This is a genomic window from Acidovorax temperans (genome assembly GCF_028596105.1).
In the GTDB taxonomy this organism is placed as follows: Bacteria; Pseudomonadota; Gammaproteobacteria; order Burkholderiales; family Burkholderiaceae_C; genus Acidovorax; species Acidovorax temperans.
On the sequence record NZ_CP117193.1, the window covers coordinates 951,781 to 977,378 of the forward strand.

Below are 25,598 nucleotides of genomic sequence, written 5' to 3' on the forward strand. Positions count from 1 at the left end.
GAAACCGCGGTGAAGCCGCGCCCCACTGTAGCGTGCAGCACTGCTGGGCATGTGTCGGACAACGCCCCGGCTCAACAGCTTGGAATCTGGGTCTTGGCCGGTGGTTTGAAGGGGTGCGTGGCCTGTTGGCCGCCTGGTGCGCGGACTGTGCACGCATGGCGGAAGCCCGCCGCAGCAAGAAGCAGATGCCTTGCTCGGGCTATGCGTGCTCACTCACGAGCTGAAGAGAGATATCAAAGAAAAGCGGGTCTAGCGCTTATTCCGTAAGCGCTACCAGCTATATTTTTGATAGCGTTGATCGCGCAGGTGTGAAGTGCAGTCCAACGCCACAGCTTGTGGTTGGCATGGACTGGAGCGGATCAGCCACAGGTTGTGGAGGGGTGCCGCAGGGCCCTGCCAAGCTGCAGCCAAACCGTTGGTGGGAGCGTTACCGCGCCTCCGCAGGTGCAGTCACCATGCGCTCCACATAGCGCGCAATCAGGTCGATTTCCAGGTTCACACGGCTGCCCGCCTTCAGCGTGCCCAGGGCCGTGTTTTCCACCGTGTGCGGAATCAGATTGATGCTGACCTCACAGCCGTCGGCAGAGTCGGCAATGCGGTTCACCGTCAAGCTCACGCCGTTCACCGTGATCGAACCCTTGTAAGCCAGGTAACGCCCCAAATCACGGGGCGCCATGATGCGCAACTCCCAGCTTTCGCCCACCTGGGCAAAGTGCGTCACCTGGCCCAGCCCGTCCACATGACCCGACACCAGATGCCCCCCCAGGCGGTCGTTGGCACGCAGCGCTTTTTCCATATTGATGGGCCCTGGGGTGTCCAGCCCCGTGGTTTTCAGCAGCGACTCTGCCGAAATATCCACCGTGAACTGCTGGGTGTCAGGCGACAGGGTGGTCACCGTCATGCACGCCCCATTGAGCGCAATGCTGTCCCCCAGCCCCACATCGTCCAGGTAGCCCTCTGGGGCGCGAATGACCAAGCGCTTGCCGTGCGAGGCTGTGGCCCCCAATGCAGCGACTTCTGTGATCTGGCCTTGGCCAGTGATGATTCCTGTGAACATGGCGTGATTGAACTTTAAAAATGGGTACAGCGCAAAAGCCCGAAAGAGCTTTGTGCGTCGAAATATGTCGAGTATCTGGCAAGACCGATGCCGGTGCTTTGCGGCTGTTTTGAGATGTGGCCGCAACGAATCTGCACTATCGTTGTGTTTCCAAATCTTCCAAAGGCACTCGCAGCGCTGTTGCGAAGGAGTTTGCTAAAGCTCAGCAGTCGGCATGGCCAAAAAGTTGTCCCGTCCCTTTACCCGCGCGAGGATGCGCACATCAGGGCCTATCTTTTCCACGCTTTTGAAGTCCAGCGAGAGGCCTTGATCCAGCTGGGTCAGAGGGCCAAAGTGGGCCATTGCAAGCCCTTCTCCCAGCATGCAAGGGGCCAGATACACAAGCATTTCATCCACCAGCCCCTCACGAATGAAGGAGCCATTGAGTTTGGTGCCGGCTTCTACATGCAGTTCGTTCACTCCTCTGCTGGCCAGGTCTGCAAGCATTGTTGACAAGTCCACTTTGTTATGGGCATTCGGTAGCTCCACGACCACGGCACCCTGGCTTTCCAGCGCTTGTTTTCTCGCTTGAAATGCAGTGTCGTTAGGGGCTGCGCAGTAGATGTAGCAAGCGCGACCTGCTATCAAAAGGCGAGCGTCTGGCGGGGTTTGAAGCAAGCTGTCCACCACCACCACATGGGGCTGGCGCGGCGTGGCTACGTCGCGAACATCCAGCCTGGGGTTGTCTTCCAGCACGGTGCCAATGCCGGTCAACACCGCACAAGCCCGCGCCCGCCAGGCATGCCCATCCGCCCGCGCCGCAGACGAGGTGATCCACTGGCTTTCACCGTTGGGCAGGGCAGTGGTCCCGTCCAGCGAAGCGGCCATTTTCATCCGCACCCAAGGTGTTTTGCGCACCATGCGGCTGAAGAACCCGATGTTGAGCTCGAAGGATTCTTGCGCTCCGTCGCCCACCGAGACTTCAACGCCAGCGGCTCTCAGGCGGGCAAAGCCTTGCCCTGCCACGAGTGGATTCGGGTCGGCAAGCGAAGCTACCACTTTTGCGATTCCAGCTGCAATCAAAGCGTCGCAGCATGGGCCTGTGCGCCCGTGGTGAGAGCACGGCTCCAGTGTCACATAGGCGGTTGCCCCCTGCAGGTCATGCCCGCGAGCTTGCGCATCACGCAGGGCCATGATTTCTGCGTGGGGTCCTCCAGCACGCTGTGTAGATCCTTTGCCCACTATTTCGCCCGTCCGAGAGGTGATGACGCACCCTACGCGGGGATTGGGGTTGGAAAGAAAAAGCGCTTGGGTGGCGAGCCCAAGCGCTTGGCGGATGGTGGAGGGCGCGGAAACTGTCATTGCGCCGTCGATGGTAGCGCAGTGGCTATTTGCTCCAGCATTCAGTCACGATATCACCCGTGGTAACGCCCTTGGCACCACGTAAGCCCGTATGGGTCACGGTGAAATTGCCGCACTTGTCGCCCACCTGGGCGCCTCTGGGGGTGGCCGTTAGCGTAAAAGTGGATGTGGTAGCAGGGCCGCCAATAGAGATGGTGTAGCGCTTGGTGGAGTCGTTGGCCCAGGTCAGCGTGGCAGGTAACTCCGTCGGATAGGCACCTGTGGCGGTAGCGGCTCGCTCCAGCCATTGCTGTGCCTGCAACAGCCCTGCGCGCGCATCCGCACGGTGCCCGCGCCGGACGTATTCGGTATAGCTAGGGTAGGCGACCGCCGAGAGAATCCCGACGATGGCCACCACGATCATGAGCTCTATGAGGGTGAACCCAAGCTGCGCTTTCTGCGGATGACGAGTCATTGTTTTTTCACTTCAGTTGGCGCCAGCTGGGGCGCATGGATTGTTCGGGCATGCGGTTCAGGGTGTCGCGCGCGCCTCCACCCCCAGTGAGATCCTGAATGCGGTCGCGTTTGGTGATCAGGACTGGTGTACCGGTCTTCACCGCCACTCGGTTGACGTTGTTGTCTGCAGAGTTGTAGATGCCGTTGTTGTCGGTGTCCACCAGCTGGACCGTGGGGCGCTTGCCATCCATGATGTTGACAAACGTGCGGAACTGGCTGCCCGCACTGGTGTCCACTTTCACCGGCACGCAACTTTCGTTGATGTTGTCGCTCTCGCTGTTTTTGGTGCCCGAGGGCGATTCGCTATAGACCGCAAGAATATTGCTGCCATCATAGAACTGCATGGGTTTGAGTAGTCGCTCACCTTTGAACGGCAAGTCCACATACCAGCCCTTGTAGTCTTTCCAGGTTTCTTTTTTCAGCTCCTCGGTGGCGGTCACGGTGGCGTCGTCGCCAGACACTGTGGTGATGGTTTGCTTGGCCAGGGGTTTGCCATCGTCGGCGATGGTGCCCACCTGCGCGGGGGTGGGTATGCAGGTGGCGGGTGCGCTGCTGCAGTCGCCTGCGCCGGGGTGGACTTCCAGTGAGGACTTGTCCGTCTTCATGCGATAGCGGGTGTTGTCCAGCACCGAATACAGCGTTTGCACCGGCTGCGTAATGTCAGTGCGACGGTCGGTGGCTGTGAGGTTGCGGCCCGTACCGAAGGCAACCATCATGCCGCCGACAGGCAACGTCTTGGCGCTGGTGCCTGTGCCCACGGTCATGCTGCGGTCGTTGGGGCGAACGATGGGTGGGGCTGTGATGGGTTGCACCTTGTCGCGCGTGGTGCTGGTCAGCGTGGCGGGGCCGCGTGCGGTGAACAGCGGTTTGCCGCTGCCTGGATTGTTTTTGTCAATGCCGCCAAAGGCCACTTTCCATTGGGCCTCATCGGTGCTGGTCAGGTCGAACTTCCAGAGGTTGCCCAGGTTGTCGCCCGCATAGACCACATCGGTCTTGCCATCGCCATCAAGATCCACCAGAGCGGGTGATGCCAGGCCGTTGTCACTGGCGTTGTTCGGGACTTTCGGATCTGTGACATCGGTTGTCGCCTGAATGCGCACGAGCTTCTTGTCGCCATCAAGGTACTGCACCAGCAACACCGGGCGCTGATTGGTGCTGTTGTAGCCATTGCCCATCACCACAGCCCAGCGGCCGTTGTTCAGGCGCGTGATTTGCGTGGCCTCTTGCTTGTTGGCGGGGTTGCGTCCAGGCTGGGCGGTGATGTTGCCGATGTCTTTGTTTTCTTCCACCGCGGTGTCACACGCGGCTTTTGCCGCACCCGTGAGCCCGCTGCAGTTGGGAGCGGTCTCGCTGTTGCCGCGGGTGCGATCCAGCACCACCAATGTCGATGCACTGGCCGTGCCAAAGCCGTCGGGGTCGGTCACATTCAGCAAAAAGTAGCCTTTGCCGCCGGCGCCCAGCGTGCCCACCAGCAGGGTCTTCCAGGCGCTGCCGTCCTTGATGTCGCCGGTCATGGGAGATCCATCGACGTAGTAGCGGTGCTGGTAGTCCTTGTCGGTCAGGTCTTTGAGCCCGCTTACCACGCCACGTGGGACATAGGCAATCAGCTCCTTGCCATCCTTGGCCGAGAACCCGTGCAGCATACCGTCGTTGCCACCCACATACAGCATGGGCGTGCGGTTTTTCTGAGCTGTCACAAAGCTTGAATAGCCCATCCCATAGTTGCTGGATGGACGCCCCGTGTACCAAATTTCGGAGTTGACCACATCCCCCTGTCGGCTATAGCGCACGCGCAGCGGCTTGTCGGTGGTGGTGCCTTCCAGCCTCCGGTCGCCCCGGATGTAGTTGACGATGTTGATGCCTTTGGTTTTCAGTGGGTCCAGCGTGGTGTCGCCCGAAGTTTCACCGAGCAGCGCGAGCTGTTGCGCCGTGCTGTAACCGATGGCATCGCTGGAAGTCCATTTAAACGGGATGCCTTGATTCGTGCCGTCGCTCCAACTCAGAACCAGCCGGGTGTCCACGGCGCCGTCCGCAGGCCAAGCCTCGTCAAGCCGGTCGGCTGTGGACTTTCCTTGCCAGCCGGCGATGGTGTCTGGGAAACGTATGCACTTGAGATTGGGGTCGGCTTTAGTAGGGCAGGCATACTCCTCCGGCTCAATGGCACGCGTGGCTGTAATCGAGCCACTCCAACCCCTTTTCGGGCTGTAGGTCGATGCAAAAATGCCCGCATTGCTTTGCGAGACGTTGTAGCCGCTGGTGCTGCCGCCGCCAGCGATTTCATCGGGCAGGGGCACGCTTTCTTCGTTGATTTTGCCGATGATCTCGGTGAAAGCCTTGGCAAGGTCTTCGGCTTCCGAGACCGCATAAAAGCGGCCACGGCCATTAATGGCACCATGCCACAAATCGAGCGCACGCTTCTCTTCACTATCCATGGCGGGCCAGGTTTCAAAGCCGGTAACCAGATCGATGAAGCCTTTGTCATAGCCAAACGGAACCTGCGATGTGGGCCCAACGATGTTGCTGGCCCCCGGCCAAGTCACGGCGTCATTACTGAAGCCAATCGTGTAAGTGACCATGTGCGGCCACGTCGCAGGGTTGTATTTTGGATTCCAATATTTCTGTAAATTTACCGATTTTGTTTCGGTACCATCTTTAACTTTGCACAGATCTGTAACGCTGTTCCACTCCCCAGGCAACGCTTCGCACTTGGCTCTTTTACCGGATCCAGAGATCGTTACATATTTGAATTTATCTCTGGTTGCGGTAAATAATTCTGTTGCCGGTGCCTCTTCATAAATTTTGGATGGTTTGAGCTTGTCTGAATCTTTCAAGCTTGCAGAATTTTGTAAAGGATCCATCCAGCTTCTGAATGCCCAGTCGGAAATCGTATCGGAATAATCGTCGTAATAGATTTTTGTCTGGTTGGATGTGGTGCTGTACGCCTGCCGGTCGCCCAGTGCTGGCCAATCAGTGCCATCCTGGATACCGCCGGAAACCGTGCCGTTCCAGCGACCGTCGGTCATCAGGATGTGGTAATTACGGCGGCACCCCAGATATTCTGTGGCTTTGCTGCCGGTTCCACCAGGGTCGGTAGCCCATGGGCTGCTGCTGTTGAGCGCGCGCCGCATGTAGGCGTCTGCTTGGCTGGGAAGCCGATGCAAGGGGGTGCCGCTGCCCGGTGCCAACCCATTGATAAAAGCAAGGAAATTGTCGCGATGTACCTTATTAGTCCCTACGACCGCATCAATGGGGCGCATGGAGTTGATGACCATACCCGCAGCGTTGACATTTTTTTGAGTTCCTTTGTTCATGGATTGCCAGGCAATCCGCAGTTTGTTCTCTGGTATTAAATTTTTGTTGCTGAAAACTTCTTTCAGCGCATATTTCAAAACATTGACGCGTCTGGCATCGTCTTTCCACTTTCCGTTGCTGTCAGGCACGGAGTATCCCGGTCCAGTAGTATCCGGGACCGTGTAGTCGGTTTTAACGCCGAAATTCATACTCCCTGAATCATCCACCGAAATAATCACATTCGGTGCCACAAAGGCTGATTTGGACGTGGGCAGCGGCGGCTCCTGTACCAGTTCCAGCGCCCAGGTGGGGGTCAGGGCGGCGCCCATGGCGATGGCCAGCAGGTTCTTGCGGAAGGGGAGGCTTGGGTTGCGGGGCATAGCGTGCTCCTTCAAGGGGTAGATGCAAAATGGACTAAAACACCTGTTGCGTCTAGGTAAATTGCTATTAAATTCATAGCAATCTGGCGCAAGGTTTCAATCTTTCGTCCGTTGCCGGGCATAGGTTTCCTGCAGCACGACGGTGGTGCCGGGCTTGCGCCCGACGGCGACGGCCGTGATGCGGAAGACGACGTACACATCAAGGTTTAGCGGCAATTGGCTGCTGGAGGCGTCCACGATGACGTTGGCGCTTTTGGCGGTGTCGCTGTAGCGCATGATTTCGATCCAGTACCGTCCCGCATCAGGGTCGGCGAGGATGGGGTTGGCGGGCGCTGTGCTGCTGCCCAGTTGTGCGCCGGTGAACTGGCCGTAGCGGGCACCCACGGCCATGAGGTCGGAAAGCGGCACTTCTCCCAAGGCCGTGTTGGCGGCCGGTTTGATGGGCGTGTCTGCTGTTTTGTAGTTCCAGAAGTCTTGCCGGCCCACACGCCGCGCGCAAAGGCCATCCTTGCAGCGCGTGGTTTCGCCTTCGAGCTTGGTTATCAAAGGGTTGATTTCGTTGGTGTCGCCCGGAAACTGCAGCGCCCCGTTGGTGTAAGCGCGGCATGGATGCGCGGCGCATACAGTGCCATCAGCCATTTCGCCACGGATGTCGAGTTCTGCGTCTTGCAACAGCGCCTGGGCCGCCTCGAAGGCGCGTTGGTAGTCCGCGTCGTTCCCCACCACCATCTCGTTGAACAGTGAGGTGCGCGACGCCCACAGCGCCAGCAGCATCGAGAGCATAACGAAGACGATGACGACAAACAGTGCCACACCCCGCTGGCGCACGGCAACGGTTGGCAGGGGTTGCCCGTGCCCGCAGTCGGCGGGGGGGCGGGGGGCGGCGGGGCGCAGTGGGTGGGGCATGGTTGCCTTTTTGCGGTGTTCTGTGGGGGTGCGCATCAGAGCAGCCCCTGGCTGCGCAACTGATAGGTGTTGCGGAACAGCAGGTGCATGCGGTTCTTGCGTTCGCCGGTGAGGGTGGTCATGTTGACACTGGTGCCCGCGCAGTCGGTGTAGCTGCTGCCTGCAGGCATGTCGATGGGCTCGCTGCCATAGAGCACCAGGCAGACCTGCACGCCCTGCACACGACGCCATGTGGGGTCGGTGGCGGCGGCGGGCATGTCGCTGCCCTTGGTGTATTGCACGGTCGTGTTTCCGGCAGCATCGGTTGTTTGCACCATGTAGGTGACCTGGAACTGCGCAACGTTTTGCGCGATCGGCTGTGCAGCGGTGCCATTGCCGCCGCATTGCAGTTCGTTTTTAGTGCTGTCAAAGGTGAAGATGCTTTCGACCCGCTGATCGGTGCTGCTGTTGCCCGGTGCGCCCACACAGTTCCGGGCCAGAAAGTCGGTGCCGATGGTGGTGCTTGTAGCGTTGTCAGCCAGAAAAACGTTGTCCTGGTAGCGCCTGAATCTGGTGGTCACGGTGTTGTCACCGCCCACAAGCGTGTCTTCCTGCCTAAAACTTTGTGTGACGTCAGATGCACGGGCCATGATTTCAAAAGCCACAGGGCTCAACACGTCGGTGCTGTTACCTCCAACTGGGTCAGGGTTCAGATAGAGCGAGCCGGTCTGGCGCAGTTGCTGACTGACCACCCGCAGGATGTAGGCGCCCTGTTGCTGTATGCCGCTGGCGTCGCTGACGGTGCCAGAGATGCCACGCGAAACCATCAGTGCGCCCATGGCGACCGCGACGACCAGCAGGCCGATGGCCAAGCCAACCATCAGTTCAATCAGTGTCACGCCGCTTTGACGGAGGGGTGTTTGGAGAGTTTTCATGGTTTGGAGCTTGCCAAATCAGCGTTAAATGCTATGGTTTTTGAGCTCATGCAGAGCTTTCATTACGAGCAGTAAAGCGCCTTGGTGCCACTGCCGTTGTCGTAGGGCGCACAGCGGGCCGCGACCGGGAGGTATTGCAGGTGGCAGGTTTTGTCGGTGGGGCACGTGGTGTCTCCTCCAGCTTCTTTCCACTCATCACCAACCTTAATCTTGGTGGTATCTATGTTGTTCTTGTAGATTTTTTTATCGTCTGAGTCGGTGATATCACGCTCGTTTTCGCGCCAGGCAATCATGACGCCGAGCTGGCGGCGATTGGCATCAACGGTTTCGCCTGGCGCGAGAAAGATGCTCGCCTGCCCGCCCGGAAGGGTTTGTTCCACCGTTGTTTTCCATTGTTTCAGGTCGTACTTGGCCTGCTGGGCCGGGGTGCAGGCCGTGTTAGCGCAGTCGGAGGCGGTCAGTGCGCTGCCCTTTTCGCTGTAACCAGACTCGTAATCTGTGATGCTCAGCAGCGCGTTGGGGCTGACCCTCATGCGTTCGCTCAGATCCTCAATCAGACGGATGGCTTGGGCGCGGCGTACGGTGGTGGATGTGTCGGTGAGGGTGCGCATCTGCACACCCAGAATGCCCAGAATTCCCAGCGCCATGACGACGATGGCGACGAGCGATTCGATCAGGCTGATGCCGTGCTGGCGTCGGGCTGCAGCGGGGTTGAAATGTGTTAGCCGGTGCATGGAATGGCCTCAGGGAGAAGAATGCGGATGCGTCCACCCGAGCTCATGCAGACGCCGCGTGCGCCTGGGTGGGTTGTGGATTTGTCGTAGGGCACCAGGTTGAAGCCCAGCCAGGTGCCATCGACCAAGCCCCAGCGGTTGAGCTTGATACTGACGCTGCCGCCGGTGCGGGTCACTTGCACTTTGGCGGGGGTTTCGATGCGCTGCAGTACAGGCTCGGTGCTGGTACAGGTGCCACTGTTGTTGGTGTCGTGGCAGACGATCCAGCCGCAATCCCAATCGCGGTTGCCAGTGGCACTGGTGCAGCCGTTGGTGTTGTTGGGCAGCTTGTGGATGGCGATTTGGCCGCCGCGTTTGATGGCTTCGGAGCGGGCAAAAAGCAGCGTTGAGCGCAGGGATTCCGTGGCATCGCGCACGCGCCAGCTTTCGATCATCTGGGTAAAGGAGGGGCCTGCCAGGGCTGCGAGAACAGCAATGATGCTCACCACGACCATCAGTTCGATGGCCGTGAAGCCCTGCATTGTGGGGCGAGCCGCCTGCATGGCGTGCGAAGGTGTGAGATGGTCATGTGCCATGGTTGTGCCGTGGGGTGCTCAGCAGGTGTCGGAGCCCTTCTTGCGCACGATGCGGCCGCCGCGAACTGCGCAGAGGGTTGCTGCGCTGGCATCGCTCGCAGTTTTGCCGTAGGGCATGAGCTTGAAGGTCAGATCGTCGGGCGTGGAGTCTGCTGCATCGGTGTGGGACTGCATACCCCAGCGGTCGAAGGAGAGGCTGCCGGTGCTGCTGGTCAGGGTGATCGTCAGCCGTGTGGGGGCTGCGGTGACCTGCAGGTCGCACTCATTTGGAGTGTTAGCGGGTACGCAGGTGTCTTGGGCACGGTTGCCGTTGGCGTCAAAAAAAATGCGCCAGCCGCAGCCCCATTGCGTGTTTCCGTCGGCCGTGGTGCAAGCGCCGCTGTTGGGGCTTTTGATGATGATGATATTGCCGCCGCGTTTGATGGCTTCGGAACGAGCGTAGTAGAGGGAGGATGTCAGGGTTTCAGCTGCGTCCCGGACCCGCCAGCGTTCAATCAGAGGGGTAAGGCTGGGCCCTGCCAAGGCTGCTAGCACGGCGATGATGGCTACGACCACCATCAGCTCTATGGCGGTAACTCCGCGGCTGGCATGTGACACACCCCACCGAGGGTGGGCACCGCGAGCGCAGGAAGTGGTGGACGATTGCATGGGGGCAATGCTAACGATGCCGCTTTGGCACTTCCACCGTGCCCTGACTGATGGCGCTGCATTAAGGACGAGCGGTGGCCTTGCTGGCTGACGGGTTAGCGCGTGTAGCCCTGGCAGGCGCCGGCGTTGTGCATGCCTTTGCACTCGCGGTACAAGCGGCGATCCCGCTCCGCGCGGCTCTCTTCAGACGAGCTGCGTTGAGAGGTGACTTTGGTCGTACCTTTCTTTTTGGCCGATTCGCTGGTGTCGGCCTTGTTGCGTTTAGGTTGTTCAGCGTCTGCTGCGCTGGGATTGGCCAGCAGGCACGAGGCAAGGCTGATGGTCAGCAGGGCACCGAATCGGTGGTGGGGGCGGGCGGTAGCGTCAAAGGGCGGCATAGGGTGCTCGATGAAATGGGTTGATTGCAAGTGCTCTGGGCGGGCGCTATGGCGTGCAGCGCCATCCTGCCACGCGCGCCATTGCCGCCAACCACGAAGAATCCCGTAGAAGCGGGGTGGCCGCGTTCTTCTTTGCGGTGGCCAAAGGCAACAAAGAGGGTGGGCGCTATAATGGGTCTGTTTTGCATGGTGCAAGACGCACGCCAGTAGACGTTCCAGCTTCTGGCGCAAGTAAACAGGCTTCACTCTCGAGGCTCACAAAGGAAAATCATGATCGCATCCTCCATCAAGGCCGAAGTTGTCAAGGCCAACGCCCGCGCTGCCAACGACACTGGTAGCCCAGAAGTGCAAGTCGCTTTGCTGACTGCACGCATCAACGAACTGACTCCTCACTTCAAGACCCACGCCAAGGACCACCACGGTCGTCGTGGCTTGCTGCGTATGGTCAGCCGTCGTCGCAAGCTGCTGGACTACCTCAAGGCCAAGGACGCTGACCGTTACACCGCGCTGATCGCCAAGTTGGGTCTGCGCAAGTAATTGTTATTGCATGCAAAAACGCCTGGGTTAGTTCGCTAGCTCAGGCGTTTTTTACTTCGGAGTGGCAAAACAGAGCGAAGCTGTGTCATTCCAACGAGATTGCATTTGCTGCCAATAGGGCAGTCTCGCTGGAATGGCATCGTGTTCTGAATTCCGCTCCAGACCAAGCTGGTAAAGCGCTACCAGCTATTAAATTAGGAGCTAATAATGAGCATTTTCAACAAAGTCACGAAGTCTTTCCAGTGGGGCGACAAGACCGTCATCATGGAAACGGGCGAGATCGCTCGCCAAGCCTCCGGCGCCGTGCTGGTGAACATTGACGACACCGTGGTGTTGGCCACTGTCGTTGCTTCCAAGTCTGCCAAGCCTGGTCAGGACTTTTTCCCGCTGACGGTGGACTACATCGAGAAGACGTATGCCGCTGGCAAGATCCCCGGCAGCTTCTTCAAGCGCGAAGCCAAGCCCAGCGAACACGAAACCCTGACCAGCCGCCTGATCGACCGTCCGATCCGCCCGCTGTTCCCCGAAGGTTTCTTCAATGAAGTGCATGTGGTGGTCCACACGATCTCGTTGAACCCCGAAGTGGACGCTGACATCGCCGCCCTGATCGCCACCAGCGCAGCCCTGGCCATCTCTGGTATCCCGTTCAACGGCCCTATCGGTGCGGCCCGCGTGGGTTACATCAACGGCGAATACGTGCTGAACCCCGGCCAGACTGCGCGCAAGAACTCGCAGATGGACTTGGTGGTGGCGGGCACCGAAGCCGCTGTGCTGATGGTGGAGTCCGAAGCCCAGCAACTGTCCGAAGAAATCATGCTGGGCGCCGTGGTGTTCGGTCACGAGCAAGGCAATGTGGCCATCAACGCCATCCACGAACTGGTGCGCGACGCGGGCAAGCCTGTGTGGCAGTGGGAAGCGCCTGCCAAGGACGAAGCCCTGATCGCCAAGGTGGTCGCATTGGCCGACGACAAGCTGCGCGCTGCCTACCAGATCCGCAACAAGCAAGCCCGTACCCAAGCCTGCCGTGAAGCCTATGTCGCTGTGATGGCTGGCCTGAAGGCTGACGGCGTGGAGTTCGACTCCGTCAAGGTCGAAGGCATGCTGTTCGACATCGAAGCCAGCATCGTGCGTAGCCAGATCCTGGCGGGCGAACCCCGCATCGACGGCCGCGATACGCGCACTGTGCGCCCCATCGAAATCCGCAACAGCGTGCTGCCCCGCGCCCACGGCTCGGCCCTGTTCACGCGTGGCGAAACCCAGGCGCTGGTCGTGACCACACTGGGCACCGAGCGTGATGCACAGCGCATCGACGCGCTGGCTGGCGAGTACGAAGACCGCTTCATGATGCACTACAACATGCCTCCCTTCGCCACCGGCGAAGTGGGCCGCATGGGCTCAACCAAGCGCCGCGAAATCGGCCATGGCCGTCTGGCCAAGCGTGCTCTCGTGGCCGTGTTGCCAACCAAGGAAGAATTCCCCTACACCATGCGTGTGGTGTCGGAAATCACTGAGTCCAACGGCTCCTCGTCGATGGCTTCGGTGTGCGGCGGCTGCCTGTCGCTGATGGATGCCGGCGTGCCCATGAAGGCGCACGTGGCCGGTATCGCCATGGGCCTGATCAAGGACGCCAACCGTTTCGCCGTGCTGACCGACATCCTGGGTGATGAAGATCACCTGGGCGACATGGACTTTAAGGTGGCGGGTACCACGGGTGGTATCACGGCCTTGCAGATGGACATCAAGATCCAGGGCATCACCAAGGAAATCATGCAGGTGGCACTGGCCCAGGCCAAGGAAGCGCGCATGCACATCCTGGGCAAGATGCAAGAAGCCATGGGTGAGGCCAAGGCCGAAGTGTCGAACTTCGCGCCCAAGCTGTACACCATGAAGATCAACCCCGAGAAGATCCGTGACGTGATCGGCAAGGGCGGCGCCGTGATTCGTGCGCTGACCGAAGAAACCGGCTGCCAGATCAACATCGAGGAAGACGGCACCATCACCATCGCTGCGACCGAGGCCGCCAAGGCTGACGAAGCCAAGCGCCGCATCGAGCAGATCACGGCCGAGGTGGAAATTGGCAAGGTGTACGAAGGCCCTGTCACCAAGATTCTGGATTTCGGCGCGCTGATCAACCTGCTGCCCGGCAAGGACGGTCTGCTGCACATCAGCCAGATCGCCCACGAGCGCGTCGAGAGGGTGTCGGACTACTTGGCAGAAGGCCAGATCGTCAAGGTCAAGGTCATGGAAACCGACGAAAAGGGTCGTATCAAACTGTCGATGAAGGCGCTGGCAGAGCGTCCTGCTGGTGGTAGCGATCGCCCTGCGCCTGCAGAGCGCGGCGAGCGTGAGCCACGCCAAAGCCGAGAAGGTGGTCGCCAGTCGGCTGACCAGCAACAGCAGCAACAGCAATAAGGTCCGGCGGGTCTGCCGGCCCGCTAGTGGATTAAATTGCTATTGAATTTGTAGCTGCCAGCGCTTTACCCATAAGCGCTGGCAGCTTAAATTGCTTTAAAGAGCAGAGACTTATGACCGAACGTTTGATGCGTGCTGTGGAGATTTCGTCCTTCGGTGCGCCCGACGTGCTCCGCCTCGGGCAGCGGCCTGTGCCCCAGCCGGGTGTGGGTGAATTGTTGATCCGTGTGGCGGCGAGCGGAATCAACAGGCCTGACGTATTGCAGCGCGCGGGGCACTATGCTCCGCCGCCGGGTGCGTCTGACTTGCCTGGCCTGGAGGTCGCTGGCGTGATTGAGGCCGGCGACACACAGGCTATGGCGTCTGCAGGTTTGAAGGTGGGCGACCGGGTCTGCGCCTTGGTGGCTGGCGGTGGGTATGCGCAGTGGTGTGTCGCGCCCGTCGGGCAGTGCCTGCCGGTTCCTGCGGGGCTCAATGACATCGAAGCGGCTTCTCTGCCGGAAACATTCTTCACCGTGTGGAGCAATGTCTTCGATCGAGGGCGTCTGCAAGCGGGTGAGTTTCTCCTAGTGCAAGGCGGGAGCAGCGGGATCGGTGTGACTGCCATCCAGCTGGCCCGTGCGTGGGGCGCCACTGTGATTGTTACGGCGGGCAGCGACGAAAAATGCGCAGCGTGCATTGAGCTGGGTGCCTCGTATGCCATCAACTACAAGACACAGGACTTTGTGGCAGAAGTCCAGCGAATCACCAATGGGCGTGGCGTGGATGTGGTGCTGGACATGGTCGCCGGTGACTATGTGGCGCGTGAGGTGGAGTGCCTCGCTGAAGATGGGCGGCTGGTCATCATTGCCGTGCAGGGCGGGGTGAAGAGCTCTTTCAGTGCGGGGCTTGTGCTGCGCCGCCGACTCACCATCACGGGCTCTACCCTGCGACCCAGGTCTGTAGAGTTCAAGACCGCCATAGCGCAGTCCCTCCGTTCCCAGGTCTGGCCGCTCATTGAGCAGGGTAAGGTTCGTCCTGTCATCTACCAGACCTTTGATGCGGGTGATGCTGCGGCTGCTCATGCATTGATGGAATCCAATCAACACACTGGCAAGATTGTTTTGACGTGGTAAACATGAAAAAGAAACTGATCGCAGGCAACTGGAAGATGAATGGCAGCCTTGCTGCCAACGAAGCTCTGGTCAAGGGGCTCCTTGCAGGGCTTGGAACGCCTGCTTGCGATGTGGCTGTGGCGGTGCCTTCTCCCTATTTGGCGCAAGTCCAGGGGTTGCTGTCCGGTGCCAACATCGCATTGGGTGCGCAAGATGTCTCGGCCTTTGCTTCTGGGGCTTATACCGGTGAAGTGTCGGCGGCGATGTTGAAGGATTTCGGCGTTCGTTACGCGCTGGTGGGGCACTCTGAGCGTCGTCAGTACCATGGTGAAACGGATGCGGTCGTTGCAGAAAAAGCCCGCCAGGCCTTGGCATCCGGCATCACGCCCATCGTGTGTGTGGGCGAGACTCTGCAAGAGCGGGAGGCTGGTCAGACGGATTCTGTAGTCAAGCGCCAGCTGGCTGCCGTGATCCATGTGAATGGCCATTGCATCAGCGAAATCGTGGTGGCCTACGAGCCTGTGTGGGCCATTGGCACGGGTCGTACTGCTTCGCCTGAGCAGGCGCAGCAAGTACATGCTGTGCTGCGTGCGCAGTTGACGGCAGCCACTCCTCACGCGGATCGTGTTCGCGTGCTTTACGGCGGCAGCATGAACGCGGCGAATGCTGCCGAATTGCTTGCTCAGCCAGACATTGATGGCGGCCTCGTGGGAGGCGCCTCGTTGAAGGCGGAAGATTTTCTCAAGATCATCGCTGCAGCCCAATGAGCTGAGCGCTAATAGCTATTAATTTAGGAGTGAACATGAGTGTTTTGGTGAACGTGATCCTGGCTGTACAAATCTTGGCTGCCTTGGGAATGATCGGTTTGATTCTGGTGCAGCACGGCAAGGGGGCAGACATGGGTGCTGCGTTCGGTAGCGGCTCGTCCGGCAGCTTGTTTGGTGCCAGCGGAAGCGCCAACTTCCTTTCCCGTACGACCGCCGTGCTGGCAGCCGTGTTTTTCATCACGACCCTGGCGCTGGCCTACTTTGGCAATTCGCGCCCGGCCAGCTCGGGCAGTGTTCTGGAAACCCCAGCCGCCGTCATCCCTGCCTCTGGAAGTGCTGCTGATGCGGTGCCTGTTGCCCCTGTCGCTCCAGCTTCTGGTGCAGCCCAGATTCCATCCAAATAATCTGCACTAAATTGGCTACCCTGATGCCTATCGAGGGTTTTCCGGGGTAGAATTCTGGATTGTTTGGAAAGCTAAAACCCTCGCGGTTCCTCATGCCATCCAAACATGCAACATCAGCCGTCGTGGTGAAATTGGTAGACACGCTATCTTGAGGGGGTAGTGGCGAAAGCTGTGCGAGTTCGAGTCTCGCCGACGGCACCAAAACAAAAGCCAGCCTGTGCACTTGTACAAGTCCCGCAGGTTTGGCTACAGCGGTGAGCATCCTCACGATGAACCTCGATCAGTACCTCCCCGTCCTTTTGTTCATCTTGGTTGGCATTGCCGTAGGCGTTGTCCCCTTGGTGCTTGGTTATGTGTTGGGCCCTAATCGCCCAGATGCAGCCAAAAACTCCCCTTATGAATGCGGCTTCGAAGCGTTTGAAGATGCTCGCATGAAGTTTGACGTGCGCTACTACCTGGTAGCCATTTTGTTCATTCTGTTTGATCTGGAAATTGCATTCCTCTTTCCCTGGGCGGTGACCCTGCATGAGGTGGGAATGACAGGCTTCGTAGCGGTCTCAATCTTCCTGGCTATTCTGGTTGTGGGCTTTGCCTACGAGTGGAAAAAAGGCGCGTTGGATTGGGAATGATCGAGCTTCAACAAGGACGAGTGCGATGATTGAAGGCGTGATGAAGGAAGGCTTTATCACCACGAGTTATGACTCGGTGGTGAATTGGGCCAAGACCGGTTCTTTGTGGCCCATGACGTTTGGCTTGGCCTGTTGTGCGGTGGAAATGATGCACGCCGCCGCTGCACGTTATGACATTGGTCGCTTTGGCGCGGAGGTGTTTCGTGCCAGCCCTCGCCAGTCGGACTTGATGATCGTTGCTGGAACCCTCTGCAACAAGATGGCTCCCGCGCTGCGCAAGGTGTATGACCAGATGTCCGAGCCGCGCTGGGTGCTCTCCATGGGCTCGTGTGCCAATGGTGGTGGCTACTACCACTACAGTTATTCGGTGGTGCGTGGCTGTGATCGCATCGTGCCTGTGGATGTTTATGTGCCTGGCTGTCCTCCAACAGCGGAAGCGCTGATTTATGGGATCATCCAGTTGCAGCAAAAAATCCGCCGCACCAATGCGATCGCTCGCGCTTGAAGGGTTGATGATGACTGCTGTAGCCATTCGGCCTGAAGAGCTCAAAAAGAACATTGCCGCGGCCTTGGGTGCTAAGGCCCGTCAGGTCACGCTCGCCTTGGATGAGGTGACGGTGACGGTAGCTGCTGCGGACTACCTGGAGTCCATGCGTGTCTTGCGTGACTCGGATGCATGCAAATTTGAGCAGTTGATTGACCTGTGTGGTGTGGACTATTCCACCTACGCAGATGCCGTTCAAGAAGGCCCGCGATATGCAGTGGTCTCCCATCTCTTGTCGGTCAGTCTGAACCAGCGTGTACGCGTCAAGGTGTTCTGTGCTGATGACGATTTTCCAATGGTGGCATCGGTGGCTGAGTTGTGGAACTCTGCCAACTGGTACGAGCGCGAGGCTTTTGATCTGTTTGGTATCGTGTTCGATGGTCACAATGACCTGCGTCGCATCTTGACCGACTACGGGTTTATCGGCCACCCCTTCCGCAAGGATTTCCCTTTGTCTGGCCATGTGGAGATGCGGTACGACGCCGAGCAACGCCGCGTGGTTTACGAGCCTGTATCTATCGAGCCGCGTGAGATCACGCCTCGCATCATTCGCGAAGACAAGTACGGAGGCCTGCACTGAGCTGCTTTGCGCTCATGTGAATCATCATGGCTGAAATCAAAAATTATTCCCTGAATTTTGGACCCCAGCATCCTGCGGCGCACGGCGTGTTGCGTTTGGTGCTGGAGCTGGACGGTGAGGTTGTTCAGCGTGCTGACCCGCACATTGGCCTGCTCCACCGCGCGACTGAGAAACTGGCGGAACACAAGACGTTCATCCAGTCTTTGCCATACATGGATCGTCTGGACTATGTGTCCATGATGAGCAATGAGCACGCGTATTGCCTGGCCATCGAAAAGTTGCTCGGCATTGAGGTGCCTGTGCGTGCGCAGTACATCCGTGTAATGTTCTCGGAAATCACGCGTTTGCTTAATCACCTGATGTGGCTCGGCTCCCATGGTAATGACTGTGGCAGCTCCACCATCCTGATCTACACGTTCCGTGAACGTGAGGATCTTTTTGATATGTACGAGGCGGTTTCCGGCGCGCGCATGCATGCTGCGTACTTCCGTCCGGGTGGTGTGTACCGGGATCTTCCCGATACCATGCCCCAGTACAAAGTCAGCAAGATCAAGAACGCCAAAGCGCTGGAGGCGATGAATCAGAATCGCCAAGGTTCTTTGCTGGACTTCATCGATGATTTCACGAAGCGCTTCCCAGGTTGCGTGGATGAGTACGAAACTCTCCTGACTGACAACCGTATCTGGAAACAGCGTACGGTGGGTATCGGGGTCGTGAAGCCTGAACGTGCTTTGAATCTGGGCATGACAGGGCCCATGCTACGTGGCTCTGGTATCGCTTGGGATTTGCGCAAGACTCAGCCCTACGATGCCTACGATCGAGTCGATTTTGATATCCCAGTCGGCAAGAGGGGTGACTGCTACGACCGATATCTGGTTCGCGTGCAGGAAATGCGCGAGTCCAATCGCATCATCAAGCAATGCGTGGATTGGTTGCGCGCCAACCCTGGGCCGGTCATCACTGACAACCACAAAGTTGCCGCCCCTTCGCGCGAATCCATGAAGTCCCACATGGAGGAGTTGATTCACCATTTCAAGCTGTTCACCGAAGGTTTTCACGTGCCTGAAGGCGAAGCCTATGCAGCGGTGGAGCATCCCAAGGGAGAGTTTGGTATCTACTTGGTGAGCGATGGCGCGAATAAGCCCTATCGTTTAAAGATCCGCGCTCCTGGTTTTGCGCACTTGGCTACGCTGGATGAAATGGCTCGGGGACACATGATTGCCGATGCGGTGGCGATCATTGGCACCATGGATATCGTGTTCGGAGAAATTGACCGATGATTACCGAAGCGACGTTGGCGCGATTCGCGCGCGAGGTGGCAAAGTACCCGGCAGACCAGAAGCAGTCTGCGGTAATGGCTTGCCTTTCCATCGTGCAGCAAGAGCAAGGCTATGTGAGCGCCGAGAGCGAAGCCGTGATCGCCGACTACCTGGGCATGCCCCAGATTGCGGTGCATGAAGTCACGACCTTCTACAACATGTACAACCAGCAACCTGTTGGCAAGTACAAGCTCAATGTCTGCACCAATCTGCCATGCCAACTGCGTGATGGTCAAAAGGCCCTGCACCATCTGGAGCAAAAGCTCGGTGTGTCCATGGGCGAGACGACTGCGGATGGTTTGTTCACTTTGCAGCAGTGCGAGTGCCTGGGCGCTTGTGCCGATGCGCCAGTGATGCTGGTGAATGACCGCACTATGTGCAGTTTTATGGACAACGACAAGCTAGACCAGTTGGTGGACGGTTTGCGCGCAGCGGAGGGTAAGTAATGACCACTGCCGCAGAAATTCTTTCGCAATTCAAGGCGACAGGTGTTCAGACCTGTTTCCATGATCGCCACATCAATCCGCAAATTTATGCAGGACTGAATGGCAGTAACTGGAGCATCAAGGATTACGAGGCTCGCGGTGGCTACCAAGCACTTCGTCGCATTCTGGGTAAGGATGGCGGAGAGGGCTTGACACAGGATCAAGTCATCGCAACGGTCAAAGAGTCCGGCTTGCGTGGTCGTGGGGGCGCAGGCTTTCCTACGGGGCTCAAGTGGAGCTTCATGCCGCGCTCTTTCCCTGGTCAGAAGTATTTGGTTTGCAACTCGGATGAGGGTGAGCCTGGAACTTGCAAAGACCGCGATATCCTGCAATTCAATCCGCATATCGTGATTGAAGGCATGATCATTGCCGCCTATGCGATGGGCATCAGCGTGGGTTACAACTACATTCACGGTGAAATTTTCCAGTCTTACGAACGCTTTGAGGCGGCGCTGGAAGAGGCGCGGGCGGCGGGCTATTTGGGTGACAGCATCATGGGAAGCAACTTCAGCTTCCAGCTGCATGCGGCCCACGGTTTTGGGGCTTACATCTGCGGAGAAGAAACTGCGTTGTTGGAGTCCCTGGAAGGCAAGAAGGGCCAGCCACGCTTCAAGCCTCCGTTTCCTGCGAGTTTTGGTTTGTACGGCAAGCCGACCACGATCAATAACACCGAGACATTTGCCGCGGTGCCATGGATTATCCGAAACGGCGGCGCAGCCTACTTGGAATGTGGCAAGCCAAACAACGGCGGTACCAAGATTTTCTCGGTGTCGGGCGATGTTGAGAGGCCTGGAAACTACGAGATTCCCTTGGGAACCCCCTTCTCCAAATTGCTGGAGCTGGCGGGTGGCGTTCGTAAGGGGCGTCAACTCAAGGCTGTGATTCCTGGTGGCTCCTCTTCCCCCGTGCTGCCTGCTTCCATCATCATGGAATGCACGATGGACTATGACTCCATCGCCAAAGCAGGGTCGATGTTGGGTTCTGGCGCCGTGATCGTCATGGACGATTCGCGGAGCATGGTGGAAAGCCTGCTGCGCCTGTCGTATTTCTATTCGCACGAATCCTGTGGCCAATGCACGCCTTGCCGCGAAGGCACAGGCTGGATGTGGCGTGTGATCGACCGCATTCAGCATGGGCAAGGCCGTGATGGCGATCTCGACTTGCTCAACTCTGTTGCCGACAACATCCAGGGGCGAACAATTTGTGCTTTGGGTGATGCCGCAGCAATGCCTGTGCGCGCCATGCTGAAGCATTTCCGTCCTGAGTTTGAGGCATTGATCCGGAACAAAGGCTCGCAAGCTGCCGCATCCGCCTGATTGCGAGAACAAATATGGTTGAAATTGAACTGGACGGTCAGAAAGTAGAAGTTGCCGAAGGCTGCATGGTGATGCATGCGGCTGAGAAAGCAGGCACCTACATCCCGCATTTCTGCTATCACAAGAAGCTCTCGATTGCTGCCAACTGCCGCATGTGCTTGGTGGAAGTGGAGAAGGCTCCCAAGCCGATGCCTGCTTGCGCAACGCCCGTGACGCAAGGCATGGTGGTCCGTACCAAATCCGACAAGGCGATCAAGGCCCAAAAGTCGGTGATGGAGTTTCTCCTTATCAATCACCCGCTGGATTGCCCCATTTGCGATCAAGGTGGTGAATGCCAGTTGCAGGACTTGGCTGTGGGTTATGGTGGCTCTTCTTCGCGTTACGAAGAAGAGAAGCGTGTTGTGCTGCACAAAGATGTGGGCCCACTGATCTCCATGGAGGAGATGAGCCGCTGCATTCATTGCACCCGCTGCGTTCGCTTTGGCCAGGAAGTGGCTGGCGCCATGGAATTGGGCATGATCCATCGTGGTGAGCATTCCGAAATCACGACAGTGAGTGGTGACACGGTGGATTCCGAGTTGTCGGGCAACATGATTGATATCTGTCCCGTCGGCGCGTTGACGAGCAAGCCCTTCCGCTACAGCGCGCGCAGCTGGGAGTTGTCACGCCGCCGTTCTGTGAGTCCCCATGACTCTACCGGCGCAAACTTGATTGTCCAGGTCAAAAACCACAAGGTGATGCGCGTCGTTCCTTTTGAGAACGAAGCAGTGAATGAGTGCTGGATCGCGGACCGTGACCGTTTTTCCTACGAAGCGCTCAATGGCGAAGATCGCCTCACTCAGCCCATGCTGAAGCAGGGCGGCGTTTGGAAGGAAGTGGACTGGCAAACAGCTCTTGAGTACGTTGCTAACGGCCTCAAGAACATTCGCCATGACCATGGCGCCGAGGCCATCGGCGCACTGGTGAGTCCGCACAGCACTGTGGAAGAGTTGTATTTGGCGGGTGCATTGTTGCGCGGATTGGGTAGTGACAACATCGACTACCGTCTGCGCAACGCTGAATTCAGCGCTCCAGAAGGTATCCGCTGGTTGGGCACCTCCATTGCATCGCTCTCCACGCTGCAGAGCGTTTTGGTGGTGGGATCCAATTTGCGTAAGGATCATCCTCTGTTTGCACAACGGATTCGCCAGGCGGCTCGCCATGGTTGCCAAGTCATCGCACTGGATTCGGTTGAGCGTGACTGGGCCATTCCTGTCAAGCACCTCTTGAAGCACGCGGCCTCCCAATGGGTGCAGGCACTGGGCGGTATTGCGGCAGCGGTTGCACAAGAAAAGGGTGTGGCTGGGCCCGCCGGTTCGTTTGTTATCGATGACGCCGCTACGGCTGTCGCGCGTTCGCTGATGGCGGGTGAGCGCAAAGCGGTGTTGTTGGGCAACGCCGCAGCACACCATGCCCAAGCCGCTCAGTTGCTGGCTCTGGCCAATTGGATTGGTGAGCACACGGGTGCCACGGTTGGTTATTTGACTGAAGCCGCTAACACTGTCGGTGCGCAGTTCGTGGGTGCCCACCCAGTCAAGGATGGTTTGAACGCGGCCCAGATGTTGTCTGGTGGACTCAAGGCAGTCCTCCTGCTGAACAATGAGCCTGTGCACGACTCTTCAGTCGGCGCACGCGCCACCGATGCGCTCTCAGGTGCCGAAATGGTTGTCACCTTGAGTCCGTTCAAGGCCAACATGGAGTTCAGCGACGTTCTCCTGCCTATCGCCCCATTCACCGAAACCTCGGGCAGCTTCATCAATGCGGAAGGGCGCCTGCAGAGCTTCCATGCAGTCGTGCGTCCTTTGGGCGATACGCGGCCTGCATGGAAGGTGCTTCGCGTATTGGCCAACATGCTGGAGATTCCTGGTTTTGATTTCGAAACGTCGCAGGACGTGTTGGTACGCGCTACGAACGCTGCACCTGGCGCGTTCTCCCAGATCGATGCGACTCAATTGTCCAATGCGGTGACTGGCGGCGTGACTGCTTCGGTCTCCGGTGCTGTAGGTGAACCCGTGGTGGCTTCCATCTACCAGTTGGACGGTCTGGTGCGTCGCTCCCCATCTTTGCAATTGACCGCAGATGCGCGTATGGCACGTGAAGAGGTGGCAGCATGATTGACGCGCTCTATAACGCCGGCCTTGGCCTGCTTCCCTTCGGCTGGTGGACGGCTGCGGCATGGCCTGTTCTTTGGATCTTGCTGAAGATCGTTTGCATTCTGGCTCCCCTGATGGGCGCAGTGGCCTACCTGACGCTGTGGGAGCGCAAGCTCTTGGGCTTCATGCAAGTTCGTCATGGCCCCAACCGTGTCGGACCGTTGGGACTGTTGCAGCCGATTGCTGATGCACTGAAGCTTCTGACCAAGGAAATTATTCAGCCCACAGCAGCAAGCAAAGGTTTGTTTGTTCTGGGGCCCGTGATGGCGATCATGCCAGCGCTGGCGGCCTGGGTCGCAATTCCCTTCGGCCCTGATGTGGCTCTGGCCAATGTCAATGCGGGTCTTTTGCTGGTGATGGCCATCACATCGATTGAGGTGTACGGCGTCATCATCGCGGGCTGGGCTTCCAACTCGAAGTACGCCTTCTTGGGTGCGCTGCGTGCGTCTGCGCAGATGGTGAGCTATGAAATCGCGATGGGTTTTTGCTTCTTGATCGTGATCATGGTGTCAGGCAGCATGAATCTGACAGAAATTGTTGCAAGCCAAGCCCGAGGTTGGGCGGCGTCGCACGGTTTTGGGTTGTTGTCCTGGAACTGGTTGCCCCTTCTGCCGATTTTCTTGGTCTATTTGATCTCCGGAGTCGCTGAGACCAATCGCCACCCGTTCGACGTTGTCGAGGGCGAGGCGGAAATTGTGGCCGGACACATGGTTGAATATTCGGGTATGGGTTTCGCCATTTTCTTCTTGGCGGAATACGCGAGCATGTGGCTGGTGTCTATTCTTGCCGTGCTGATGTTCCTGGGCGGATGGTTGCCTCCATTTGACGCCTTGGCCTTCATTCCCGGGTGGGTGTGGTTGGCAGCCAAGACGTTCTTGGTCGTCTCGATGTTCATCTGGATCCGTGCCACGTTTCCTCGCTTCCGCTATGACCAGATCATGCGTCTGGGCTGGAAGATTTTCATTCCAGTCACGTTGGTGTGCCTGGTGCTGGTGGGTGGGTGGTTGCTCTCGCCCTGGAATATCTGGAAATAAGCGGGGACACAAATGACTGCTGTTGTTGCTGCTGCACCTTTCTCTTTCAAAGACTTCCTCAAGAGCTTCATGCTCGTGGAATTGCTCAAGGGCATGGCCCTTACAGGGCGTTATGCATTCCGCCGCAAGGTGACCGTTCAATTCCCTGAGGAAAAGACACCTCTGTCCCCTCGGTTCCGTGGTCTTCACGCACTGCGTCGCTATGAAAACGGGGAAGAACGTTGCATCGCTTGCAAGCTTTGCGAAGCTGTCTGCCCTGCGATGGCCATCACGATTGAATCAGATGTCCGTGATGATGGTTCGCGTCGCACCACCCGGTATGACATCGATTTGACGAAGTGCATCTTCTGCGGCTTTTGCGAAGAAAGCTGCCCAGTGGATTCCATCGTGGAAACGCACATTTTCGAATACCACGGCGAGAAGCGGGGCGACCTGTATTTCACGAAGGACATGCTCTTGGCAGTGGGTGACCGCTACGAAGGCGAAATTGCTGCGGCCAAGGCTGCAGACGCCAAATACCGCTGATCGGTGTTGGTCTCCGCCTGTTTGCCAGACTTTCTATAAAGACCCGATCCATGGATGCCAAGACTGGTTTCTTTTATCTGTTCTCGGTTGTGCTGCTTTTTGCGGCCTTCCGCGTCATCACCGCACGCAACCCTGTGCATGCGGTGCTATATCTCATTCTTGCTTTCTCTCAGGCGGCAGCTGTTTGGTTGCTTCTGAAAGCAGAGTTTCTCGCTATCGCACTGGTGCTGGTCTATTTGGGCGCCGTGATGGTGCTATTCCTTTTCGTGGTGATGATGCTGGACATTCACATCGACACTGTGCGCAAGGGTTTCTGGAAGCACTTCCCCTTGGCTGCTACGGTGGGCGCCTTGATTGCGCTGGAGATGGCTGCTGTTCTCATGGGTGGCTTCCGCGGCCTCGAGGAGCCCAAGGCTGCAGCTCCCATTTTGGATGCTGCAGGGCAAGTCGTCCAATATTCCAACACCAAGGCCCTGGGTAAGCTGCTGTACACACAGTACCTGTATCCCGTTGAAATCGCTGCTGTGATTCTGCTGGTGGCCATGATTGCTGCTATTGCCCTGACGCTGCGTCAGCGTAAGGACAGCAAGGCGATCAACCCTGCAAACCAGGTTCGTGTTCGCGCTCGCGACCGTCTGGAAGTGGTGAAGGTGATTGCTACGCAGAAACCATCCGAAACCTCGCCAGAAGCGGCGCCAGTCGAGGAGAAAAAAGCATGACTTTGACTTTGGGGCATTTCCTGTCGCTGGGTGCGATGCTGTTTGCTTTGTCGGTCATCGGCATTTTTCTGAACCGCAAGAACCTGATTGTTTTGTTGATGGCGATTGAGCTGATGCTGCTGGCCGTCAATATGAACTTTGTGGCGTTCTCCCATTATCTGGATGACATGCACGGGCAGGTGTTCGTGTTTTTTATCTTGACCGTGGCCGCAGCTGAGTCCGCTATCGGGCTGGCCATTCTGGTGCTGCTGTTCCGAAACAAGACCAGCATCAACGCAGAAGACCTCAACACCCTCAAGGGTTGATGAGCCACCCGTATTCCC

General features: G+C 58.0%; 26 protein-coding genes and 1 tRNA gene. 17 read left to right on the forward strand and 10 right to left on the reverse strand.

Annotated features, from left to right (window positions below; genetic code table 11):
• Positions 1-427 precede the first annotated feature (427 nt).
• From PQV96_RS04450 to PQV96_RS04495, 10 genes are all read right to left on the reverse strand, one after another.
• Positions 428-1,057, reverse strand: a complete 630-nt coding sequence (locus PQV96_RS04450) for a riboflavin synthase (RefSeq protein ID WP_142081746.1) — start codon at positions 1,055-1,057, stop codon at positions 428-430.
• Between the two features lie 195 nt (positions 1,058-1,252).
• Positions 1,253-2,398 (reverse strand): bifunctional diaminohydroxyphosphoribosylaminopyrimidine deaminase/5-amino-6-(5-phosphoribosylamino)uracil reductase RibD, encoded by a 1,146-nt coding sequence (gene ribD / locus PQV96_RS04455; RefSeq protein WP_142081744.1) that lies wholly within the window; start codon positions 2,396-2,398, stop codon positions 1,253-1,255.
• A 25-nt stretch (positions 2,399-2,423) separates the two neighbouring features.
• Complete coding sequence (locus tag PQV96_RS04460) at positions 2,424-2,852, reverse strand: type IV pilin protein (RefSeq protein WP_142081743.1); 429 nt, start codon at positions 2,850-2,852, stop codon at positions 2,424-2,426.
• 7 nt (positions 2,853-2,859) lie between these two features.
• A complete protein-coding gene (locus PQV96_RS04465) occupies positions 2,860-6,564 on the reverse strand; it encodes a pilus assembly protein (RefSeq protein ID WP_273624719.1) in 3,705 nt (1,234 codons plus the stop codon).
• A gap of 96 nt (positions 6,565-6,660) precedes the next feature.
• The gene (locus PQV96_RS04470; protein ID WP_273624720.1) at positions 6,661-7,470 is read right to left on the reverse strand and encodes a pilus assembly PilX family protein; all 810 of its coding nucleotides are present in this window, start codon (positions 7,468-7,470) and stop codon (positions 6,661-6,663) included.
• A gap of 35 nt (positions 7,471-7,505) precedes the next feature.
• The gene (locus tag PQV96_RS04475) at positions 7,506-8,384 is read right to left on the reverse strand and encodes a PilW family protein (protein ID WP_273624721.1); all 879 of its coding nucleotides are present in this window, start codon (positions 8,382-8,384) and stop codon (positions 7,506-7,508) included.
• Positions 8,385-8,446: 62 nt separating this feature from the next.
• A complete protein-coding gene (gene pilV, locus PQV96_RS04480; protein ID WP_273624722.1) occupies positions 8,447-9,118 on the reverse strand; it encodes a type IV pilus modification protein PilV in 672 nt (223 codons plus the stop codon).
• Positions 9,106-9,693 carry a GspH/FimT family pseudopilin gene (locus PQV96_RS04485; protein WP_273624723.1) on the reverse strand — a complete coding sequence of 196 codons (588 nt, stop codon included), beginning with the start codon at positions 9,691-9,693 and terminating at the stop codon, positions 9,106-9,108. The genes pilV and PQV96_RS04485 overlap by 13 nt, the downstream gene beginning before the upstream one ends.
• Positions 9,694-9,711: 18 nt before the next feature.
• The gene (locus PQV96_RS04490) at positions 9,712-10,341 is read right to left on the reverse strand and encodes a GspH/FimT family pseudopilin (protein WP_082758721.1); all 630 of its coding nucleotides are present in this window, start codon (positions 10,339-10,341) and stop codon (positions 9,712-9,714) included.
• Between the two features lie 95 nt (positions 10,342-10,436).
• The gene (locus PQV96_RS04495; protein WP_066694770.1) at positions 10,437-10,718 is read right to left on the reverse strand and encodes a hypothetical protein; all 282 of its coding nucleotides are present in this window, start codon (positions 10,716-10,718) and stop codon (positions 10,437-10,439) included.
• A gap of 270 nt (positions 10,719-10,988) precedes the next feature.
• On the opposite strand from PQV96_RS04495, the gene rpsO reads away from it, so the two are divergent.
• From rpsO to nuoK, 17 genes are all read left to right on the forward strand, one after another.
• A complete protein-coding gene (gene rpsO / locus PQV96_RS04500; RefSeq protein ID WP_005793232.1) occupies positions 10,989-11,255 on the forward strand; it encodes a 30S ribosomal protein S15 in 267 nt (88 codons plus the stop codon).
• Positions 11,256-11,462: 207 nt separating this feature from the next.
• Positions 11,463-13,667 carry a polyribonucleotide nucleotidyltransferase gene (pnp, locus tag PQV96_RS04505; RefSeq protein WP_273624724.1) on the forward strand — a complete coding sequence of 735 codons (2,205 nt, stop codon included), beginning with the start codon at positions 11,463-11,465 and terminating at the stop codon, positions 13,665-13,667.
• Between the two features lie 128 nt (positions 13,668-13,795).
• Complete coding sequence (locus tag PQV96_RS04510; protein ID WP_142082524.1) at positions 13,796-14,782, forward strand: NAD(P)H-quinone oxidoreductase; 987 nt, start codon at positions 13,796-13,798, stop codon at positions 14,780-14,782.
• Between the two features lie 2 nt (positions 14,783-14,784).
• On the forward strand, positions 14,785-15,528 hold the full coding sequence (gene tpiA, locus PQV96_RS04515; RefSeq protein ID WP_207374631.1) for a triose-phosphate isomerase: 744 nt from the start codon (positions 14,785-14,787) through the stop codon (positions 15,526-15,528).
• A gap of 35 nt (positions 15,529-15,563) precedes the next feature.
• Positions 15,564-15,932 (forward strand): preprotein translocase subunit SecG, encoded by a 369-nt coding sequence (gene secG / locus PQV96_RS04520; protein ID WP_207374630.1) that lies wholly within the window; start codon positions 15,564-15,566, stop codon positions 15,930-15,932.
• A gap of 116 nt (positions 15,933-16,048) precedes the next feature.
• Positions 16,049-16,133 (forward strand) — tRNA-Leu (locus PQV96_RS04525).
• 68 nt (positions 16,134-16,201) lie between these two features.
• Positions 16,202-16,561, forward strand: a complete 360-nt coding sequence (locus PQV96_RS04530) for an NADH-quinone oxidoreductase subunit A (protein WP_044401345.1) — start codon at positions 16,202-16,204, stop codon at positions 16,559-16,561.
• Between the two features lie 25 nt (positions 16,562-16,586).
• Positions 16,587-17,066 carry a NuoB/complex I 20 kDa subunit family protein gene (locus PQV96_RS04535; RefSeq protein WP_273624725.1) on the forward strand — a complete coding sequence of 160 codons (480 nt, stop codon included), beginning with the start codon at positions 16,587-16,589 and terminating at the stop codon, positions 17,064-17,066.
• Between the two features lie 10 nt (positions 17,067-17,076).
• Positions 17,077-17,685 (forward strand): NADH-quinone oxidoreductase subunit C, encoded by a 609-nt coding sequence (locus tag PQV96_RS04540; RefSeq protein ID WP_207374628.1) that lies wholly within the window; start codon positions 17,077-17,079, stop codon positions 17,683-17,685.
• A gap of 26 nt (positions 17,686-17,711) precedes the next feature.
• The gene (locus PQV96_RS04545; protein ID WP_273624726.1) at positions 17,712-18,965 is read left to right on the forward strand and encodes an NADH-quinone oxidoreductase subunit D; all 1,254 of its coding nucleotides are present in this window, start codon (positions 17,712-17,714) and stop codon (positions 18,963-18,965) included.
• Positions 18,962-19,450 (forward strand): NADH-quinone oxidoreductase subunit NuoE, encoded by a 489-nt coding sequence (nuoE, locus tag PQV96_RS04550; protein ID WP_207374627.1) that lies wholly within the window; start codon positions 18,962-18,964, stop codon positions 19,448-19,450. Before PQV96_RS04545 ends, nuoE begins: the two co-directional genes overlap by 4 nt.
• Positions 19,450-20,805 (forward strand): NADH-quinone oxidoreductase subunit NuoF, encoded by a 1,356-nt coding sequence (gene nuoF, locus PQV96_RS04555; protein WP_273624727.1) that lies wholly within the window; start codon positions 19,450-19,452, stop codon positions 20,803-20,805. The genes nuoE and nuoF overlap by 1 nt, the downstream gene beginning before the upstream one ends.
• Positions 20,806-20,819: 14 nt before the next feature.
• Complete coding sequence (gene nuoG / locus PQV96_RS04560) at positions 20,820-22,958, forward strand: NADH-quinone oxidoreductase subunit NuoG (protein WP_273624728.1); 2,139 nt, start codon at positions 20,820-20,822, stop codon at positions 22,956-22,958.
• Positions 22,955-24,031 carry an NADH-quinone oxidoreductase subunit NuoH gene (gene nuoH, locus PQV96_RS04565; protein WP_044401361.1) on the forward strand — a complete coding sequence of 359 codons (1,077 nt, stop codon included), beginning with the start codon at positions 22,955-22,957 and terminating at the stop codon, positions 24,029-24,031. The genes nuoG and nuoH overlap by 4 nt, the downstream gene beginning before the upstream one ends.
• Positions 24,032-24,043: 12 nt before the next feature.
• Positions 24,044-24,556: an NADH-quinone oxidoreductase subunit NuoI gene (gene nuoI, locus PQV96_RS04570; protein ID WP_044401364.1), complete on the forward strand. Its 513-nt coding sequence runs from the start codon at positions 24,044-24,046 to the stop codon at positions 24,554-24,556.
• Between the two features lie 50 nt (positions 24,557-24,606).
• The gene (locus PQV96_RS04575) at positions 24,607-25,275 is read left to right on the forward strand and encodes an NADH-quinone oxidoreductase subunit J (protein ID WP_207374624.1); all 669 of its coding nucleotides are present in this window, start codon (positions 24,607-24,609) and stop codon (positions 25,273-25,275) included.
• The gene (gene nuoK / locus PQV96_RS04580; RefSeq protein WP_044401370.1) at positions 25,272-25,580 is read left to right on the forward strand and encodes an NADH-quinone oxidoreductase subunit NuoK; all 309 of its coding nucleotides are present in this window, start codon (positions 25,272-25,274) and stop codon (positions 25,578-25,580) included. Before PQV96_RS04575 ends, nuoK begins: the two co-directional genes overlap by 4 nt.
• The last annotated feature ends 18 nt before the right edge of the window (positions 25,581-25,598 follow it).

What these genes read in the sequence shown, in the direction of transcription:
- pnp (WP_273624724.1), top strand. Translation starts at nt 11,463, where the DNA reads ATGAGCATTTTCAACAAAGTCACGAAGTCTTTCCAGTGGGGCGACAAG.
- nuoK (WP_044401370.1), top strand. Translation starts at nt 25,272, where the DNA reads ATGACTTTGACTTTGGGGCATTTCCTGTCGCTGGGTGCGATGCTGTTT.
- ribD (WP_142081744.1), bottom strand. Translation starts at nt 2,398, where the DNA reads ATGACAGTTTCCGCGCCCTCCACCATCCGCCAAGCGCTTGGGCTCGCC.
- PQV96_RS04540 (WP_207374628.1), top strand. Translation starts at nt 17,077, where the DNA reads ATGACTGCTGTAGCCATTCGGCCTGAAGAGCTCAAAAAGAACATTGCC.
- secG (WP_207374630.1), top strand. Translation starts at nt 15,564, where the DNA reads ATGAGTGTTTTGGTGAACGTGATCCTGGCTGTACAAATCTTGGCTGCC.
- nuoI (WP_044401364.1), top strand. Translation starts at nt 24,044, where the DNA reads ATGACTGCTGTTGTTGCTGCTGCACCTTTCTCTTTCAAAGACTTCCTC.
- nuoE (WP_207374627.1), top strand. Translation starts at nt 18,962, where the DNA reads ATGATTACCGAAGCGACGTTGGCGCGATTCGCGCGCGAGGTGGCAAAG.
- nuoG (WP_273624728.1), top strand. Translation starts at nt 20,820, where the DNA reads ATGGTTGAAATTGAACTGGACGGTCAGAAAGTAGAAGTTGCCGAAGGC.
- PQV96_RS04490 (WP_082758721.1), bottom strand. Translation starts at nt 10,341, where the DNA reads ATGCAATCGTCCACCACTTCCTGCGCTCGCGGTGCCCACCCTCGGTGG.
- nuoF (WP_273624727.1), top strand. Translation starts at nt 19,450, where the DNA reads ATGACCACTGCCGCAGAAATTCTTTCGCAATTCAAGGCGACAGGTGTT.
- PQV96_RS04530 (WP_044401345.1), top strand. Translation starts at nt 16,202, where the DNA reads ATGAACCTCGATCAGTACCTCCCCGTCCTTTTGTTCATCTTGGTTGGC.
- PQV96_RS04545 (WP_273624726.1), top strand. Translation starts at nt 17,712, where the DNA reads ATGGCTGAAATCAAAAATTATTCCCTGAATTTTGGACCCCAGCATCCT.
- rpsO (WP_005793232.1), top strand. Translation starts at nt 10,989, where the DNA reads ATGATCGCATCCTCCATCAAGGCCGAAGTTGTCAAGGCCAACGCCCGC.
- nuoH (WP_044401361.1), top strand. Translation starts at nt 22,955, where the DNA reads ATGATTGACGCGCTCTATAACGCCGGCCTTGGCCTGCTTCCCTTCGGC.
- PQV96_RS04495 (WP_066694770.1), bottom strand. Translation starts at nt 10,718, where the DNA reads ATGCCGCCCTTTGACGCTACCGCCCGCCCCCACCACCGATTCGGTGCC.
- PQV96_RS04460 (WP_142081743.1), bottom strand. Translation starts at nt 2,852, where the DNA reads ATGACTCGTCATCCGCAGAAAGCGCAGCTTGGGTTCACCCTCATAGAG.
- pilV (WP_273624722.1), bottom strand. Translation starts at nt 9,118, where the DNA reads ATGCACCGGCTAACACATTTCAACCCCGCTGCAGCCCGACGCCAGCAC.
- PQV96_RS04450 (WP_142081746.1), bottom strand. Translation starts at nt 1,057, where the DNA reads ATGTTCACAGGAATCATCACTGGCCAAGGCCAGATCACAGAAGTCGCT.
- PQV96_RS04575 (WP_207374624.1), top strand. Translation starts at nt 24,607, where the DNA reads ATGGATGCCAAGACTGGTTTCTTTTATCTGTTCTCGGTTGTGCTGCTT.
- PQV96_RS04510 (WP_142082524.1), top strand. Translation starts at nt 13,796, where the DNA reads ATGCGTGCTGTGGAGATTTCGTCCTTCGGTGCGCCCGACGTGCTCCGC.
- PQV96_RS04485 (WP_273624723.1), bottom strand. Translation starts at nt 9,693, where the DNA reads ATGGCACATGACCATCTCACACCTTCGCACGCCATGCAGGCGGCTCGC.
- PQV96_RS04465 (WP_273624719.1), bottom strand. Translation starts at nt 6,564, where the DNA reads ATGCCCCGCAACCCAAGCCTCCCCTTCCGCAAGAACCTGCTGGCCATC.
- PQV96_RS04535 (WP_273624725.1), top strand. Translation starts at nt 16,587, where the DNA reads ATGATTGAAGGCGTGATGAAGGAAGGCTTTATCACCACGAGTTATGAC.
- PQV96_RS04475 (WP_273624721.1), bottom strand. Translation starts at nt 8,384, where the DNA reads ATGAAAACTCTCCAAACACCCCTCCGTCAAAGCGGCGTGACACTGATT.
- PQV96_RS04470 (WP_273624720.1), bottom strand. Translation starts at nt 7,470, where the DNA reads ATGCCCCACCCACTGCGCCCCGCCGCCCCCCGCCCCCCCGCCGACTGC.
- tpiA (WP_207374631.1), top strand. Translation starts at nt 14,785, where the DNA reads ATGAAAAAGAAACTGATCGCAGGCAACTGGAAGATGAATGGCAGCCTT.